Here is a 17,381-nt window from a genome sequence, read left to right as displayed (position 1 = left end):
CGGGTCACCTCGGCAGTTCGGCGTGGATCCGGGTGGGCCCGCCGGCCGGGCTGGTCACCTCCAGCGTGCCGCCCGCCGCCCGGACCCGGTCGGCGATGCCGCTGAGTCCGTGCCCCTTCGCCAGGTGGGCGCCGCCGGCCCCGTCGTCGGTGACGGTGATCTCCAGCCGGCCCACCTTCCGGGTGACCTCCACCCGGCAGGCCGTCGCCCGGCTGTGCTTCGACACGTTCGTCAGTGCCTCGGCCACCACGAAGTACGCGGTGCTCTCCAGCCCCGGGTCGAGCCGCCCGGCGGCGGTGCCCAGGTCGTCGTCCAGGGTCAGCTCGGTGGGTATCAGGGCGCGGGCGGCGAGCGCGGCGAGCGCGCTGGGCAGGCCCCGGTCGACCAGGATCGGCGGCGCGATGCCCCGGGACAGGGCGCGCAGCTCGTCCAGCGTCTCCCGGGTCTGCGCGACCGCCTCGTCGAGCGTCTGCCGGGCCGCCTCCGGGTCGGCGGTGAGCTGGTGCCGGGCCCGGCCGAGGTCCATGGCGAGCCGGACCAGCCGCTGCTGGGGGCCGTCGTGGATGTCGCGCTCCAGCCGGCGCAGCGCGACCGCCTCGGCGGAGGCGGCGGCCCGCTTCTGCTCCTCCAGCGTGACGATCCGCTGCCGCATCTCGGCCACGCCGGTGAGCAGCGAGTACGCCAGCCCGGCCTGGAGCCGGGCGCAGCCGCGCGCCACCAGCGGGAGGGTGAACAGGGCGAACAGCCCGATCGCGGTGTTCAGGACGATCCGTGGGCCGGGGCCGTCGCCCATCCCGAGGAGCTGGCTCAGGTCCTGGTGACCCGCGCCGCGCGGGATGGCCCAGTCGTAGGTGATGTAGAGGGTGCCGCCCAGGGCCAGCACCCACCAGACCACCAGCACCACGAACGTGGGCACCGCCACGAGCAGCTGGACGAAGGCGTGCAGCAGGTCGAGCCACGACTGGGCGTCCCGGATCGGGGTGAACACCCGGCGCCAGAACCCGGCGCCCGGCTCCGGCCGTCGGTAGACCGGGCGTACCCGCGGCCGGTCCTGCACCCCGGCGAGCCGGAGCCGCTCGACGTCGGCCAGCCCGCGGGCCGCGTAGAGGAAGCCGGCGATGATCGGCAGGCCGAGCGTGGTCACCAGCAGCCCGGCGGAAAGTGAGATCCCCACCACTGCCAGCACGAAGCCGACGAGCGCCAGCGGGAGGCCCACGAGCACGTAGGTGGTGTCGCGGGCGAGGCGTCGCAGGAGCCCTCGTACGGGGGAGAGCGGGGCGGGCGCGGTGGCCAGTGGTACGGCGGTCATGGTTCGAGGCTATGGGCGCGTGACCCGCCTACCCATCCCGCGCGCTGGCCTGTCCGGGGTGGGGTTCTCCCTACCGGAAAACGTGAGCCTCGCCTCGCCACGCCCGTCACGGAGCGCTACGGGCTCCGCGCGATTGGTCAGGGAAGTCTGGATTGAGCAATAATCGCCATGCGCCGCCGGGGGACGCGGTTGATCGATCTTGCGGGAATGGAGGGGCAGGTGAAGGCGCGTCGCGAGCTATCAAGATCGCGATTTGTGCACCCCTTCACAAACACCTACTCTGTAGTTCCGACGCGCCCTGCTAGCACAGCCGGCAATCTCGGTCGCCAGCGGGAGTCCCGAAACGACCGGCCCCCGTCGCTGGTCGAGGATCGCACCGCACGGAGTCTCATGAGCCAGCACCGTCAACCAGGCGCGTCCGGTCGCACCGGTGCCATACCGGCGCTCCCGGACCTGCCCGAGGCGACCGTGTCCCGGCTCCCGGAATACCTGCGCGCGCTGCATGCGCTCGCCGACGCCGGGCACGAGACGGTGTCCAGCGAGGGCCTCGCCAACGCGGCCGGCGTCAACTCCGCGAAGCTCCGCAAGGACCTGTCCCACCTCGGCTCGTACGGCACCCGCGGCGTCGGCTACGACGTGGCGCTGCTGGTCGACCAGATCTCCTCGGTGCTCGGCCTCACCCAGTGCCGGACCGTCGCGCTCGTCGGCGTGGGTAATCTCGGTCACGCGCTGGCCGGCTACGACGGCTTCGCCAACCGCGGCTTCCGCATCGCGGCGCTCGTCGACGCCGACCGGTCCCGCGTCGGCGAAGTGATCAACGGCCTGGTCGTACGGCACGTCGACGAGCTGCCCCAGATCGTCGCCGAGGAGTCCATCTCGATCGGTGTCATCGCCACCCCCGCGCCGGCTGCCCAGGCGGTGGCCGACCAGTTGGTCGCCGTCGGCGTGACGAGCATCCTCAACTTCGCGCCCTGCGTACTCTCGGTCCCGGACGGGGTCGACGTGCGCAAGGTCGACCTCGCCATCGAGCTGCAGATCCTGTCCTTCCACGAGCACCGCAAGGCATCGCTGACCGCGCTCCCCGCCACCGGCGGGTCCGCCCTCACCGCCCTGCCCGGCGGATTCGCGGCAACCGACACCCAGGAGGCGATCGGCACGTGAAACTGCTCGTCGTCGGCGCGTCCTACCGCACCGCCCCGGTCGCCACCCTGGAACAGCTGGCCGTCCCGCCCGCCGACCTCACCCGCACGCTGGACCGCCTGATCACCCAGCCGTACGTCGCCGAGGCCGTCCTGGTCTCCACCTGCAACCGGGTGGAGGTCTACGCCGCCGTCTCCGGGTTCCACGGCGGACTCGGCGACATCTGCGCGGTCCTGGCCGACCAGGCCGGTTGCCAGCCGGCGGCGCTGGCACCGCACCTCTACGTGCACTACGACGCCGCCGCCGTGGACCACGTCTTCCGGGTGGCCGCCGGGCTCGACTCGATGGTGGTGGGCGAGGCGCAGATCCTCGGCCAGCTCCGCGACGCCTACCACTGCGCCGGTGGCGCCGACTCGGCCGGGCGGCTGCTGCACGAGCTGATGCAGCAGGCGCTGCGGGTCGGCAAGCGCGCGCACGCCGAGACCAACATCGACCGGGCCGGGCAGAGCGTCGTCACCGCCGCCCTCGACCTCGCCGCCGACCTGCTCGACGGCGACCTGGCCGGCCGGCCCGCCATGGTGGTCGGTGCCGGCGCGATGGGCTCGCTGGGCGTGGCCACGCTGTCCCGGCTGGGCGCCGGCCCGCTCACCGTGACCAACCGGGGCACCGCCCGTGCCGTCCGGCTCGCCGAGTCGTACGGCGCGTCCGCCGTGCCGATGGCCGAGCTGATCGCCGCGCTCGCCGCTGTCGACGTCGTGGTCGCCGCCACCGCCGCCACCGAGCCGGTGCTCACCCGCGACGTGGTGACCCGGGCGCTGGCCCGCCGGGACGCCGGCCGGGGCCCGCTGATCCTGCTCGACCTGGCCGTTCCGCGCGACGTCGAGCCCGGTGTCGCCGAGCTGCCCGGCGTCGAGGTGATCGACATCGACCGGATGGCCGCCGTCCTCGCCGACGGACCGGCCGCGGCCGACGCCGCCGAGGTCGCCCGGATCGTGACCGGCGAGGTCGAGGCGTTCCTGAGCTGGCTGCGCGGCGCCGACGTCGCACCGACGGTGGCCGCCCTGCGCGGCCGGGCCGAGGACGTCGTCACCGCCGAGCTGCGCCGGCTCGGCCAGCGCCGCCCCGACCTCAGCGACGACCAGCGCGCCGAGGTCGCCCGGACCGTGCACCGGGTCGTGCAGCGACTGCTGCACCAGCCGACCGTACGGGTCCGCCAGCTCGCCGCCGAGCCCGGCGGCGACCAGTACGCGGCGCTGCTTCGCGAACTGTTCGACCTGGACGTTCCGCAGACGTCCCCGGTCGACACCGTCCCCGACGTGGTCGCCACCGATTTCGACGGCCGGTCGTCGTTCGACGCCGCCGACGTCCCGCCCACCGGAGGTGCGCGATGACTGCCCCCCTTCGCCTCGGTACCCGGGGCAGCACCCTGGCGCTGGCCCAGTCCGGCCACGTCGCCGAGGCCCTCACCGCGGCCACCGGCCGGCCGGTCGAGCTGGTCGAGGTGGTGACCGCCGGCGACCGGTCCACCGCACCGGTGCAGCGGCTCGGTGTCGGTGTGTTCGTCTCCGCGCTGCGCGACGCGCTGACCGCCGGCGAGATCGACTTCGCCGTCCACTCGTACAAGGACCTGCCCACCGCGGCGGCGCCCGGCCTGCACGTCGCGGCCGTACCGCCCCGGCAGGACCCGCGCGACGCGCTGGTGGCCACGAACGGCCGTACGCTCGCCGAGCTGCCGCCCGGCGCCCGCGTCGGCACCGGCGCGCTGCGCCGGATCGCCCAGTTGCACGCGCTGGGCATGCAGTTGGAGGTCAGCCCGATCCGGGGCAACGTCGACACCCGGCTCGGCCGGGTGCTCGGCCCGGACGCCGACCTCGACGCCGTCGTGCTGGCCCGTGCCGGGCTCAACCGGATCGGCCGCGCCGACGTCATCACCGAGACGCTCGACCCGATGCTCATGCTGCCCGCGCCCGCCCAAGGTGCGCTGGCCGTCGAGTGCCGGGCCGACGACCAGGACGTGGTCGAGCTGCTCGCGCTGCTCGACCACGCACCGTCCCGTGCCGCGATCACCGCGGAACGGGCGCTGCTGGCCACCCTGGAGGCAGGGTGCAGCGCACCCGTGGCCGCGTACGCCGTTCTCGCCGAGGGCGAGCCCACCGACGAGGGCGACGTCAACCAGGAGATCTACCTGCGCGGTGCGGTGATCAGCCCGGACGGTACCCGTGACCTCCGGCTGTCCCGCACCGGAACGCCCGCCGACGCGGCGGAGATCGGCAAGGCACTCGCCGCCGAACTCCTCGAACTCGGCGCCGACTCGATCCTCGGCCAGGACGCACAGGCCGGCCCGGGGACCCAGCAACTTGGGAGCACAGAATGACCCGCACCCGTAAGCCCGTAGGCCAGATCGCATTCGTCGGGGCCGGCCCCGGCGACCCCGGCCTGCTGACCCGCCGGGCGCTGGACGCCCTGGTCGAGGCCGACCAGGTGGTCTACGACCGGGGCGTACCCGAGTCGCTTCTGGCGCACGTCCGCGCCCAGGCCCGGCCGGACGCCGAGTTCAGCCCCGCCGAGGGCGTGCCGGGAGACGTGGCGAAGGTGCTGATCTCCGCGGCCCGGTCCGGGCAGAACGCCGTGCACCTGGTCGCCGGTGACCCGTTCGGCCACGACTCGGTGGTCAAGGAGGTGCAGGCGGTCGCGCGTACCGCCGCGCACTTCGAGGTGGTGCCGGGCGTCGGCCAGGCCGAGGGCGTGGCCACCTACGCGGGCGTCCCGCTGCCGGGCGTACGCACCGCCGCCGACATCGAGGACGTCACCGCGCTGGACTTCGAGGCGCTCGCCACCGCGGTCGCCCGGGGTTCGCTGGCGCTCGCCGTGGACGCCGGCGACCTGGCCGCCGTCCGGGACGGCCTGCTGGCCGCCGGGGTCGACGGCACCACAGCGGTCGGGGTGACCGGCGACGGCACCGGCGAGACGCAGTACACCACCACGTCGAGCGTCGACTCCTTCGTCGCGGCGGCGCTCGGCTTCACCGGCCGGGTGGTGCTCACCGTCGGCGCTGCCGTCACCGACCGCGACAAGCTGAGCTGGTGGGAGAACCGCCCGCTGTACGGCTGGAAGGTGCTGGTGCCCCGCACCAAGGAGCAGGCCGGCGTGATGAGCGCGCGGCTGCGCGCGTACGGGGCCATCCCGTGCGAGGTGCCGACCATCGCGGTCGAGCCGCCGCGTACCCCGGCGCAGATGGAGCGGGCGGTCAAGGGTCTGGTCGACGGCCGGTACGCCTGGGTGATCTTCACTTCGGTGAACGCGGTCCGGGCGGTGTGGGAGAAGTTCGCCGAGCACGGCCTCGACGCCCGCCACTTCGGCGGCGTGAAGATCGCCTGCATCGGCGACGCCACCGCCGAGGCGGTCCGCGCCTTCGGTATCCAGCCCGAGCTGATCCCCTCCGGCGAGCAGTCCTCCGAGGGCCTGCTGGCCGAGTTCTCGCCGCACGACGAGATCCTCGACCCGGTCGGCCGGGTGCTGTTGCCGCGCGCCGACATCGCCACCGAGACCCTGGCCGCCGGCCTCACCGAGCGGGGCTGGGAGGTCGACGACGTGACCGCGTACCGGACCGTGCGCGCGGCCCCGCCGCCCGCCGAGATCCGGGACGCGATCAAGTCGGGCGGGTTCGACGCGGTGCTGTTCACCTCGTCGTCCACGGTGCGGAACCTCGTCGGTATCGCGGGGAAGCCGCACGCCCGGACCGTTGTTGCAGTGATCGGGCCCAAGACGGCGGAGACCGCCACCGAGTTCGGCCTGCGCATCGACGTGCAGCCGCCGCACGCCTCGGTGCCCGACCTGGTGGAGGCGCTCGCCGCCTACGCCGTCGAGCTGCGGGAGAAGCTCGCCGCCATGCCGGCGAAGCAGCGCCGCGGCTCGAAGGTGCAGGGCCCGACCGCCCTGCGGTTCCGCTGACAGGAGGCCCGTCATGCCGTACCCCGAGATCCGGCCCCGCCGGCTGCGCCGCAACGCGGCCGTGCGGCGGCTGGTCTCCGAGACCCGCCTCGACCCGGCCGAGCTGGTCGTGCCGATGTTCGTCAAGGAGGGGCTGACCGAGCCGCGGGCCATCGCGTCGCTCCCGGGGGTGCTCCAGCACTCCCGGGACTCGCTGCGCAAGGCCGCCGTGGAGGCGGTCCAGGCCGGGGTCGGTGGGATCATGCTGTTCGGCGTGCCGGCGACACGGGACGAGACCGGCTCCGGTGGCGTCGACCCGGCCGGTGTGCTCAACACGGCGATCCGGGACGTGGTCGCCGAGGTCGGCGACTCGACCGTGGTGATGAGCGACCTGTGCCTGGACGAGTTCACCTCGCACGGGCACTGCGGCCTGCTCACCCCGGACGGTGGGGTCGACAACGACGCCACGCTCGCCGCGTACGCCGACATGGCGGTGGCCCAGGCCGCGGCCGGGGTCCACGTGGTCGGGCCGTCCGGGATGATGGACGGTCAGGTCGGCGTGGTCCGCAAGGCGCTGGACGCCGCCGGGCACCGGGACGTCTCGGTGCTCGCGTACGCGGTGAAGTACGCCTCCGCCTTCTACGGCCCGTTCCGGGACGCCGTGGAGTCGGCGCTGGAGGGGGACCGGCGCACCTACCAGCAGGACCCGGCGAACCTGCGCGAGTCGCTGCGCGAGGTCGAGTTGGACGTGGCCGAGGGCGCCGACATGGTGATGGTCAAGCCGGCGCTGCCCTACCTCGACGTGGTGTCGGCGGTCCGGGCCGCGGTGAACGTCCCGGTCGCCGCCTACCAGGTCTCCGGCGAGTACGCGATGGTCGAGGCCGCCGCTGCGAACGGCTGGATCGACCGGGAGCGGGTGATGCTGGAGACGCTCACCTCGATCGGCCGGGCCGGCGCCCAGATCATCCTCACCTACTGGGCGGTCGAGGCCGCCCAGTTGCTGCGCGAGCGCTACTGACCGCTGCCGGCTGTCGGCTGCCTTGCCGGAGGTACGGCAGCCGAGGGCTCGCCCCCGCTCGGGCTCGCATGGTCGGCCAACGCTTGCCCACAGCCGATGTGGTCACTCAGAGCAACATTCCGGCTTGCGGACCATGTCACCTCGCCCCGCCTTTGCTCTGCAGCCACCGGCGCACCCATCACCAAGCGTGAGCGCCGCCTCGGTGGCTGCAGAGCAAAGTCTGCCGAGGTGGACTTGCCTGCCGGACAGGCCCGGGTTTTGTGTCCGTATTCGTGTATTTTGATTGGTCGCGCTGGGCCGCCGGTCTCGGTGTGGTGTTAACGCTGAGTGAGTGTCACCCTCTGTGCGCGCCTCCGATCGGTACCGCGCAGGGGCGAGCGCCCTGTCCCGGGTTTTCCACAGGGGCAGGGCGCAGGGTTGCCGAGCCGGTGTGGCAGGCGGGACCGTGGGCGGCGTGACAGACATCTCCGACACCGGGCCGGAGGCCGCTCCCGCCCCCGGCGCCGCTACCAACCCCGGCGCCGCGACGGCGGCAGACGGCGCGCCGGCGCTGCTCACGGAGCCGTTCGACGTCCCGTTCCCGGCGCCGGGGATCGTCCGGGCGGTGCGCCGCCGCGCCGACGCCAGCCAGCGTGAGCTGGCCCGGTTCGCCCGGGTGCACCCGAGCACGATCGGGCGGATCGAGGCGGGCAGCCTGACGCCGAGCCTGGCCATGCTGTCGCGCATCGTCGGCACGGCCGGCTTCCGGCTCGTGGTCGTCGACGAGGCCGGCCGGGTGCTCAAGCCGATGCGTGACCGGGCCGACCTGCGCGACGGCGCGGAGCGGCGGTACCCGTCCCACCTCGACATCGTCACCGACCCGGAGCCGGGGGAGTGGTGGGCCGACCGGTACGGGCTGGCCCGCCCGCCGGAGACCTTCTACCGCAACCGGGAGGTCCGGGACTGGCTGCGCCGCCGCAGCCAGTGGGAGGTGCGGGTGGCCAAGTACCGCAGCGTGCCGCCACCGCCCGATCCACAACGGTGCGGATACCGCGGCGGCCCGCCGATCCGCCCATGAGCGGATCGACGGGCCGCCGAGCGGAACGCCGCTCAGTCGTCGTTCAGGATCGTCCCGACGCCGGCCGGGTCGGCGAGCCGCAGGCCCGGCACGCCTGCGACGTACAGCGTGAGCTTCTCGTCCGCCTCGCGCTTACGGTCGCCGCGCACGGTGACCGGGAACGTCAGCGAGGTCCGGCCCGCGGCCAGCATCCGGCAGCCCACGTACGGGTCGTAGTCCGACCCGGCCTGCGCGGTGGTGCCGTAGGTGGCCGCGCACACCAGGGCCGGCTCGGAGAGCGGGCGGGACACGGTGACCGTGAACGTCATCGTGCTGGTGCCCTTGTCGCCCTCCGTGACCGAGGTGTCCGCGACGCGCAGCGAGGCGCGCGACCGGAACCGGGCCACCTGCGGGTCGTGGTCGCTGGCGCCCCGGTCACCCAGGTCCGGCGCGTCGGTGGGGTAGTCGGCGTTGATGTGCGCCGTCCGCACCTGCACCAGGTCGTCGTGCATCGGATCGTTGACGAAGAGGCTGTCCAGCGTCTGCGCCTGACCGCTGAAGGTGTACGAATACGCCGACGCCGGAGCATCCTGCACCAGATCGTCCCAGAGGTTGTGCAACCCGGCCTCGTAGAGCGGGGCGAGCTGGTCCGACGGGGTCGGGTTCTGGGCGGTGGCGATCGGGTCGTCCGGCCGGGGGAAGACGTTCAGGTCACCGCCGTAGACCACCCGGGCGTCCGGGTCGTTCGCCTCGGCCGCCCGGACGATCGCCGCCCCGTACGCGGCCTGCTCGCGGCGCTGCCCGACCCGGCTGTCCGGCCCGGACGAGAAGTGGTTGGCGACCGCCCAGAGCGTGAACCGCTCGGTCGATCCGGGCCCGGCCTTGACGGTGAACCGGGCCACCTGCGCCGCGCGGGTGTAGACGTTGCTGCCGTCCACCCCGGTCGACCGGTCCACGTCGTCCGGCAGCACCGCGTTGAGCGCCTTCGGGTTCTGCACGTCGGCGTTGGACGGCAGTGCCGCCGAGCGGTACTGCACCGTCGGCGCGGAGCCCAGAAGCGGGTCCGCGGTGGTCGCCTCGGCCAGGGACAGCCGGTCGGTCCGGTAGAGGAACGCCGAGGTGATGCCGCGGGCGTCCGCGCCGGTCCGGTCGTACGCGGCGGCGTACGCCGGGCCGCCGTTGGCCGCCACCGCGAGCGCCAGCTCCTGCACGGTGTCCGGCGCGCCGTCGGCGTCGTTGGTGTCGCCGCAGGCCAGCGCGCCGTTGACCACCGAGCAGATGTCCTGGTCCTCGGCCTCCTGCACCAGGATCAGGTCGGGGCTGTGCAGCGACCGGACGATCTGCCGGGCCTGCACGGCCAGCCTGGCGGCGTACGCCTCCGGGCTCGCCGGCACGTAGTCGAACGGCGGGCTGACACCGGGGCAACCGGTGTTGCCGGCGAAGTCGCAGCCGTCGAACGGGTCGTCCCGGTAGTCGTACAGGTTCTCCACGTTGTACGTGGCGATGGCGACCTCACTGCCGCGGTCGGCCGGCTGCGGCGGGTGGTTCGCCGCCGGGTCGGCGCCGCCGGTCAGCGTGAGCTGCTCCGGCTGCACGCTGTACTTGCTGAACGCGTACGAGACGGAGCCGTAGGCGTCCTCGGTGAGCGTGTCGAACGTGCGCGCCTCGGGCAGCAGCGCCCGGGAGTCACCGGCAGTCGCCTTCACGCCGCCGGCGCCCAGCAGGATCCGCTGGTTGTTGCCGTTGTCGAACAGAGTGCCGGGGATGTCGTCGAGCGGGTGCGCGTCCCGGAACACGCGCCGGGCGTACGGGTCGGACCGCTTCATCACCGGGTCCTCCCGGTCCAGCACGTAGATCTCGGAGTCCGTGGTGGAGGAGAAGATGTGCCGGGGCGCGGAGACGCCGCTGCCCGCGCGTACCCGCATCCGCTCGCCCTCGTGCCGCTCCCAGAACAGGTCGGCGGCGGCCGCCTCGGCCGGCGGGACCGCGTCGTCGACCCGGACCACGGTGTCCACGTCGAGGCCGGAGTCCAGCTTGCGGACCAGCGAGGCGCCGGAGAGCTGGGTCTGGTTGAAGTACTCGGAGACCCGGCCGCGCAGCACCACCTCGTCACCGACGGTCGGCGCGTATCCGCCGATCAGCGTGGTGAACGAACCCATGAAGACGAACAGGCCGTCGGAGGTCAGCGGGTCGTCGTCGGAGGTGCCGAGCCGGCTCTGGAGGTAGAAGCCCCACTGGTCGGCCCCGGCCGAGCTGCGGGTCAGCGACTTGCCGGTGATGACGCCGCGCACGTCGTACAGCGTGGAGCTGGTGCCGTTGCCGCTGGCCGGCGCGAGCGGCGACCGGTCGGTGCGGCCGTCCTCGTCGGCGGTGCGGCCCTGCACCTCGCCGATCGACAGCACGCTCGTGGCCCGCACGGTGAGCGTGCAGGTGGCGGTGTCGCCCGCGGCGTCGGTGGAGGTCACGGTGACCGCGTAGCTGCCGGCCGGCAGGCCGGTGGCGGTGAGCGTCGCGGTGGCCGTGCCACCGTCGCCGGTCGCCGGGGTGAAGGCGGTACGGCTGATCGAGCCGCTCGCGGGCACCGGCACGACCGCGGTGACCGCCAGGTCGGTGACCGTGTCGTCGGCGTCGGTCGCGGTGACCTCACGGGTGGCAGTGGCGCCCGCCGACAGCGTCAGCGTGTCACCGCAGGCCAGGGCGGGCGGCTGGTCGGCCGGGCCGCCGCCGGTGGTGTGGCTGCCCAGCCCGTCGAACGTGTCGGTGGCGAAGCCGGCCCACTGCGCGGCGGGGTCGAACGCGTCCGCCGGGTCGGTGTCGCCCGCGGTCACCGACGGCAGCCGGCGCAGGGTGTTGTCCGCCGTGCCGGTGAGGCCGCTGCCCCACTCGCTGCCCGGGTCCACGCCGACCTGGCCCAGGGAGTCGGCCACCGTGCCGCCCTTGCGCAGCACGATCGCGTCGTCGCCGTTGAACAGCGAGCCGGAGTACGTCTGGTCGGCCTGGGCGAGGATGGCCGGCGCGGCCGCCGCGGCGGCGAAGACGAACACGTCACCGGCGGCGACGGTGCCGGTCAGGGACACGTTCGTCGAGGTGGAGGCGCCGTTGAAGAAGAGCTGGAGCTGGTAGTCGCCGGCCGCCAGGTCGATCGGGGCGCCGGTGCCGTTGTACAGCTCGACGGCCTTGTTGTTGGACGACCCCTCGACGTACTCGGAGATGAACAGGTCGGCGGGCGCGGCGCTGGCCGCGGTGGGTGCGACAACGATCGCCGTGAGGGTGACGGCGGCGGTGGTCGCGAGCGCGGCGAGGGTGCGGCGCGGGCGCATGGGGCCTCCACGATGGGTGGACAGGAACTAACGAACGTTAAGGCTCTCGTGGGTACACCGTCCAGCCCCTTCGATGACCGGCCGGTGAACGCTCAGCGGTGACTGTCCAGCCGGTGCACCAACTCGGCCACGTCCACACCGTATTCGCACCAGTCGCGGTCGGGGCGGTAGCCCAGCTCGGCGTTGACCTTCAGCATCGACTCGTTGTCCTGCGCGTTCCAGGTCTGCACCTCGGCCACCTCGGGCTCGGCCGAGCGCAGCTCCAGCAGCATCCGCGCCTTGATGGCCCGGTCGATGCCGTAGCCGCGGTGGTCGTGGACGACGATCGTGTCGTACTGGTCGGCCCGGGTCGGGTGCTGCGCCGGCACCACCACCTCGGTCAACCCGGCCACCTCGCCGGTCTGCTCGTGCAGTGCCAGCACGATGTACGGCTTCATGCCGCGCCGGTGCAGCGTGGCGAGGCTGTCGCGCAGCCGGTCCGGGTCGTAGGAGCTGGGCCGCAGCTCCACGTCGTCGGAGTCGCGCACCTCGGCCTTGGCCCGCGCGTACGCCTCGATGAGCTCGTCCGGCGGGCCGCCCGGCCAGAACTCCACGCGGTAGCCCGCGCCGACCTCGGCGGCCATCTCGGTGAGCGCCGGCCAGTCCACCGAGCGCAGGTCGAGCACGCTGCGGGTCTCCACGTAGTCGCGGGTGAAGCCCAGCGACTCGTAGAACCCCACGGCCGGGGTGTCGCCGACCACCTCCACGCCGATCGACTGGAAGCCCTCGTCCCAGACCCGGCGGGCGGCCACCCGCACCAGCTCGCGGCCGATGCCGCCGCGCCGGATCGCCGGGTGCACCAGCACTTCGAGCACGCCGATCCCGCCGAGCAGCAGCACGTGCACATGCCCGAGGATCGCCCCGGGCGTGCCCTCCGGGGCGTCCTCCTGGGCGACCCACGAGATCCGCCGCTCGCCGGGCATCACCTCGGAGAGATACTCCCGCATGGAGCTCTCCCGCCAGGGCGGATCCTGCGGCAGATCGGCCGCCAGGACCGCGTTCAGCGTGTCCAGCAGGGACGCGATCTCGGCGGACGACGCGGTCCTGGGATCCCACTCGCGCACCATCACCCGTCTAGCTTGCCGTCAACGGCAGCCGGGGGGAAGGGTTCAGTCCGCGAATGTACGCGAGCCGTCACCTCACGTTGCGGCTGAGTCTGCCGTACTCGTCGGCCTTGTCGAAGACGGCCTGGGCGTACCGGCGCACATCGTTGTAGGAGAGGATGGCGCCCCACCAGTCACCCGGGATGGTCATGTTCCGGCCGCCCTTGCACAGGTAGAGCCCGGCGGCGAGCGCCGCGTCGTCGATGTCGTGCGGGTTCTTCACGCCGTCGCCGTCAGCGTCCGCGCCGATCTCCTGCCAGGTGGTCGGGATGAACTGCATCGGGCCGAGCGCCCGGTCGTGGACGCGGTCGCCGTCGAGCAGCCCCTGGTCGGTGTCGAGGATGCGGGACCGGCCGCCCTGCCCGTCGAGCGGCTCTCCCCTGATCTCCGGCAGGGCCCGCCCGTCGGCGTGCAGCGTGGCGCCGTTGGCCGAGCCGTGGCGCGACTCGACGTGACCGATCGCGGCCAGCGTGGTCCAGCTCAACTGGCAGGCGCGGTTGGTCTGCGCGAGCACCAGCTCGGCGTAGGCGTACGCCTGGAGCGCCACCGCGGGGACGTCGGTCACCGCGCTGACCCGTTGCGCCCAGCCGGCGAGCGCGTCGGCCGGGCGCCCGGTGGGCAGCACCGGGGCGGTGGTCGCGCCGGGCAGCGGAGTGCCGGTCGGCGTGGCGGTGCCGGGCAGGCCGGTCAGGGTCGGGAGCGGGGGCGTGGCGGGTGCCGCGGCGGTCTGCGGCACGCTCGGTTCCGAAAGGGCCTCGGTGACCGGCTCCGACCGGCCGAGCGCCGCCGGCACGATCACCGCGCCGGCGGTGGTGGCGGCGGCGACCAGCGCGAGCAGGAACAGCGCGGGCAGTGTGGTGCGCCCGCCGGGCCGCCGCGACCAGGCGCGGGTGGCCCGGGCCGCGCCGACGGTGAGCTGCCTCGGGCGCGTCCGGATGGCGCGTGCGAACGGTATCCGCCGACGACGCCCGCCGCTGTCGGCCGGCGCCTCGCCCTTCGGCGCCGACCCGGAATCCGGCTGCTCGCCCTCGCCCGGACCGGGCTGCGGCTTCCCGCCCGGCCCGGCGTCCGCGTCGCGCTCGGCGCCCGGCATGGGCTGCGGCTTCTCGACAGGCTCGGCGCCGGCTCTACGGGGCCGCGGGACGGGTGGGACACCGTCGTCGGGTGGCGCGGCGCGTCGCAGGGGCCGGGCCGTCGCTCGCCGTTCGCCGTCCACCACCCGTCGAGTATCACCCATCCGGGTGACGACGTCAGGCCCGGCCGTACGCTTGGGGCATGCCCCGGTACGAGTTCCGTTGCCGCGCCTGCGGCGACACCTTCGAGGTCAGCCGCCCGATGGCCGAGGCCGCGCAGCCGGCCGCCTGCCCGCAGGGCCACGCCGACACGGTGAAACTGCTGTCCACGGTGGCCGTCACCGGCCGGGGCGGCTCCGCCCCGAGCGGTGGGATGCCCAGCGGCGGCGGTTGCTGCGGCGGCTCCTGCGGCTGCTGACTTTCCGCCGTCCGTCCCGCGGGTCGATCGGGGTCTTGCCGCCGGTGTGATCTTTTGGCACCTTGGGGCGGAATCTGCCCAGCCGTTCTCACGATGCGTGACGGCACGACCATAGGGCAGCATGAACCCGACGTCACCGGGCGGAGGTTCGACGTATGTCGCAAGGACACCACCTCCCCAGCGGGTGGGTGACCTTCGTGTTCACCGACATCGAGGGCTCGACGCGGCTGGCCCGGATGCTCGGCCCGGTCTACCGCCCGGTCCTGCACGAGCACCGACGGCTGCTGCGCGACACCCTGGCCGGCACCGACGGCGCGGAGCTGCTGACCGAGGGGGACTCGTTCTTCCTCGCGTTCCCCGACGCGGCCGCCGCGGTCCGCGCCTGTCTGACCGCCCAGCGCGCGCTCGCCGGCCACGAGTGGCCGAACCCGGATGCCACCCCTCGGGTCCGGATGGGGCTGCACACCGGCTATGCCGAGCCCCGCGACGGCGACTACGCCAGCCCCGAGGTGCACCGGGCGGCGCGGGTGGCCGCCGCCGCGCACGGCGGGCAGGTGCTCTGCTCGGCCGCCACCGCCCGGCACGCCGACCCGCTGCCCGACGGGGTGTCCCTGCTGGACCTCGGGCTGCACCGGCTGCGCGGCTTCGACGACCGGGAGCGGCTGTTCCAGCTCGTCGCGCCCGGGCTGGAGCGGCGGTTCCCGCGTCCGCGTACCGCCGACGCGACAGCGCACAACCTGCCCACCCAGGTCACCTCGTTCGTCGGCCGGCAGGCCGAGCGCGCCGAGCTGGGGCGGCTGGTCGAGGCGTACCGCCTGGTGACGGTGCTCGGCGCGGGCGGTGCCGGCAAGACCCGGCTGGCGGTGGAGCTGGCCGCCGGGATCGTCGAGGACTACCCGGACGGCGTCTGGTTCGTCGACATCGCCGCGGTGACCGACCCGGGGCTGGTGGCGTTCGAGATCGCCGCCGTGCTCGGTCTCCGCCCGGAGCCGGGCCGGCCGATGGTCGACACCCTCGTCGAGTACGCGGCGCCGCGCCGGATGCTCGTGCTGCTGGACACCTGCGACGCCCAGACCGCGGCGTCGGCCGACGTGATCGGCCGGCTGCTCGCCGGGGGCAGGGGTGTGCGGGTGCTGGCGACCAGCCGGGAGTCGTTCGGCGTACCCGGCGAGGTGGTGTGGCGGATCCCGCCGCTGTCGGTCGACGAGGGGCCCGACGGCGGGGGCAGCGACGCGGTGGCGCTGCTGCTGGACCGCACCGCCGTGGCCCGGGGCGGCCGGGCACCGGAGCCGGCCGAGCAGGCCGACCTGCACCGGGTGGTACGCCGCCTGGACGGGTTGCCGCTGGCCATCGAGCTGGCCGCGGCCCGGTTGCGGGTGCTCTCGGCCGGGCAACTCGCCGAGCGGCTGGACGACATGCTCGGCACGCTCGACGCCGGCCGCGAGACGGCGGAACCGCCGCCGGTGGAGGCCGGCTGGAGCGGCAACCAGCAGGACACGGTGGACCTGGTGGCCGCCGCGACCGGCGCCGCCCCGCCCACCCCGGCGACCCGGGCGGTGCAGCGTTCGGCGAGTGAACGGCACCTGACCATCCAGGCCACTGTGACCTGGTCGTACCGGACGCTCGGCGCGCGCTCGGCCCGGCTGCTGCGCTGGATGGCGGTGTTCGCCGGCCCGGTGGACCTGCCCACCGTGCAGTGGCTGCTCGACGAGGATCCGCTCGATCCGCTCTCGGTGCTCGTGGACAAGTCGATGGTGCTGGCCAAGCCGCACGCCTCCGGCAGCACGTACCGGATGCTCGACCCGATCCGGGCGTACGCGGCCCGGCGGCTGGTGGAGGCGGGCGAGGAGCAGAGCGCCCGCGCTCGCCACGTCGCCTGGTGCCGGCACGCGCTGGACCGGGCGCACCTGGGGCCGGACGGCCGCCCGGTGACGCTGTCGCTGTACGCGCTCGACCCGCTGGCGAACGAGTTGCGGGCCGCGTTGCGCTGGTGCGCCACCGGCGGCAGCGCCCGGTCGGGTCTGGTGCTGGCCGGTGACCTGGACCAGTGGTGGCGGGAGCGCGGGCTGGCCCGGGAGGGGCGGCTCTGGCTGTTCCGGCTCTACGGACGCCTCGCCGAGACGGGCGAGGTCATGCCGGACGCCGAGCTGGCCGCCGCGTACCACATGCACTCGCTGCACGCGGGCGCGGACGGCGAGTTCGGCGAGGAGCTTCGGTACTCGCAGCGCGCCGAGGCGGCCGCGCGGCAGTCCGGCGACCGGGGGCTGCTGGCCCGGGTGCTCGCCGGGCGCGCGGCGCCGCTGGTCGACATGGGGCAGTTCGCCGAGGCGGAGCGGATCTGCCGCGAGGTGATCGACTGGGCGTACGCGCAGGACGTGGTGGGCGACGCGCTGCTGGCCGTCTACAACCTCGCCGAGCTGCTCTGGCGCCGGGGCGCGCTGGACGAGGCAGCCGATCTGCTCGCGGCGGCCCGCCCGGTCGAGGCGGCCCGGCCGGCCGAGCGGGGCGGCCGGTCGGTGGACATGCTGCTCGGGATGGTGGCCCTGGCCCGGGGCGATCTGGTCGCCGCGCACGAGCACCTGCTGGTGGCGTTGCGGTCCCGGATGAGCCACGGTTACCTGGGCCGGGCCTGCGACACGATCAACGCGATAGCGGTGCGCTGCGCGCTCGCCGGGGACGCGCTCGCCGCGGCCCGGCTGTTCGGGGCGGCGCAGGCCACCCGGGCGAACCTGCGGGCCACGCCGGGGATCTACGGCCCGTACTGGTCAACTCGGCAGGCGGAGCTGCGGCGGGTGCTGGGCGACGAGGCGTTCGACGCCGCCTACGGCGCCGGGACGGGGCTGCGGCTGGACGAGGTGGCGGCGCTGGCGCTGCACGTCGAGCACCCGGACCTGGCCGCCGACTCGCCCCGGTTCGGCGCGCAGACGCCGGGTTCGTGGCCGGCGTTCGAGCCGCGCAGCACGGCCGGCTGAGCCGGGCGGGGAGCCCGCCGGGT

The 17,381-nt window shown here is 74.3% G+C and carries 12 protein-coding genes; 8 read left to right on the top strand and 4 right to left on the bottom strand.

Annotated features, from left to right (window positions below; genetic code table 11):
- Positions 1-4: 4 nt before the first annotated feature.
- Positions 5-1,309 (bottom strand): sensor histidine kinase, encoded by a 1,305-nt coding sequence (locus GA0070215_RS02370; protein WP_091041274.1) that lies wholly within the window; start codon positions 1,307-1,309, stop codon positions 5-7.
- 390 nt (positions 1,310-1,699) lie between these two features.
- Here GA0070215_RS02370 and GA0070215_RS02365 point away from each other — a divergent pair, with 390 nt between their 5' ends.
- The 6 genes from GA0070215_RS02365 to GA0070215_RS02340 all read left to right on the top strand — a co-directional run bounded on the left by GA0070215_RS02365 (position 1,700) and on the right by GA0070215_RS02340 (position 8,454).
- Positions 1,700-2,470, top strand: coding sequence for a redox-sensing transcriptional repressor Rex (locus tag GA0070215_RS02365; protein ID WP_018787703.1), 771 nt, complete (start codon positions 1,700-1,702; stop codon positions 2,468-2,470).
- Positions 2,467-3,840 (top strand): glutamyl-tRNA reductase, encoded by a 1,374-nt coding sequence (locus GA0070215_RS02360; protein WP_091041271.1) that lies wholly within the window; start codon positions 2,467-2,469, stop codon positions 3,838-3,840. The genes GA0070215_RS02365 and GA0070215_RS02360 overlap by 4 nt, the downstream gene beginning before the upstream one ends.
- The gene (gene hemC / locus GA0070215_RS02355; RefSeq protein ID WP_091041269.1) at positions 3,837-4,823 is read left to right on the top strand and encodes a hydroxymethylbilane synthase; all 987 of its coding nucleotides are present in this window, start codon (positions 3,837-3,839) and stop codon (positions 4,821-4,823) included. The genes GA0070215_RS02360 and hemC overlap by 4 nt, the downstream gene beginning before the upstream one ends.
- Positions 4,820-6,400 carry a bifunctional uroporphyrinogen-III C-methyltransferase/uroporphyrinogen-III synthase gene (locus GA0070215_RS02350; protein ID WP_091041267.1) on the top strand — a complete coding sequence of 527 codons (1,581 nt, stop codon included), beginning with the start codon at positions 4,820-4,822 and terminating at the stop codon, positions 6,398-6,400. Before hemC ends, GA0070215_RS02350 begins: the two co-directional genes overlap by 4 nt.
- A gap of 13 nt (positions 6,401-6,413) precedes the next feature.
- On the top strand, positions 6,414-7,397 hold the full coding sequence (hemB, locus tag GA0070215_RS02345; RefSeq protein WP_091041264.1) for a porphobilinogen synthase: 984 nt from the start codon (positions 6,414-6,416) through the stop codon (positions 7,395-7,397).
- A 454-nt stretch (positions 7,398-7,851) separates the two neighbouring features.
- Positions 7,852-8,454 carry a helix-turn-helix domain-containing protein gene (locus tag GA0070215_RS02340; protein WP_244166832.1) on the top strand — a complete coding sequence of 201 codons (603 nt, stop codon included), beginning with the start codon at positions 7,852-7,854 and terminating at the stop codon, positions 8,452-8,454.
- A gap of 32 nt (positions 8,455-8,486) precedes the next feature.
- Here GA0070215_RS02340 and GA0070215_RS02335 read toward each other — a convergent pair whose 3' ends face one another.
- From GA0070215_RS02335 to GA0070215_RS02325, 3 genes are all read right to left on the bottom strand, one after another.
- Entirely contained in the window at positions 8,487-11,753 is a 3,267-nt protein-coding gene (locus GA0070215_RS02335; RefSeq protein WP_091041258.1) for a lamin tail domain-containing protein, read from the bottom strand.
- A gap of 92 nt (positions 11,754-11,845) precedes the next feature.
- Positions 11,846-12,859 carry a GNAT family N-acetyltransferase gene (locus tag GA0070215_RS02330; RefSeq protein ID WP_018787696.1) on the bottom strand — a complete coding sequence of 338 codons (1,014 nt, stop codon included), beginning with the start codon at positions 12,857-12,859 and terminating at the stop codon, positions 11,846-11,848.
- A 67-nt stretch (positions 12,860-12,926) separates the two neighbouring features.
- The gene (locus tag GA0070215_RS02325) at positions 12,927-14,114 is read right to left on the bottom strand and encodes a lytic transglycosylase domain-containing protein (protein WP_091041256.1); all 1,188 of its coding nucleotides are present in this window, start codon (positions 14,112-14,114) and stop codon (positions 12,927-12,929) included.
- 56 nt (positions 14,115-14,170) lie between these two features.
- On the opposite strand from GA0070215_RS02325, the gene GA0070215_RS02320 reads away from it, so the two are divergent.
- Both GA0070215_RS02320 and GA0070215_RS02315 read left to right on the top strand, forming a co-directional pair.
- Entirely contained in the window at positions 14,171-14,386 is a 216-nt protein-coding gene (locus GA0070215_RS02320; protein WP_018787694.1) for an FmdB family zinc ribbon protein, read from the top strand.
- Positions 14,387-14,541: 155 nt separating this feature from the next.
- Positions 14,542-17,358 (top strand): ATP-binding protein, encoded by a 2,817-nt coding sequence (locus GA0070215_RS02315; protein WP_091041253.1) that lies wholly within the window; start codon positions 14,542-14,544, stop codon positions 17,356-17,358.
- The last annotated feature ends 23 nt before the right edge of the window (positions 17,359-17,381 follow it).

Origin of the sequence: Micromonospora marina (genome assembly GCF_900091565.1) — a bacterium.
Classification (GTDB): domain Bacteria; phylum Actinomycetota; class Actinomycetes; order Mycobacteriales; family Micromonosporaceae; genus Micromonospora; species Micromonospora marina.
The sequence above is the reverse complement of the archived record's forward strand: the minus strand, read 5'-3'. Positions and strand labels throughout refer to the sequence as shown.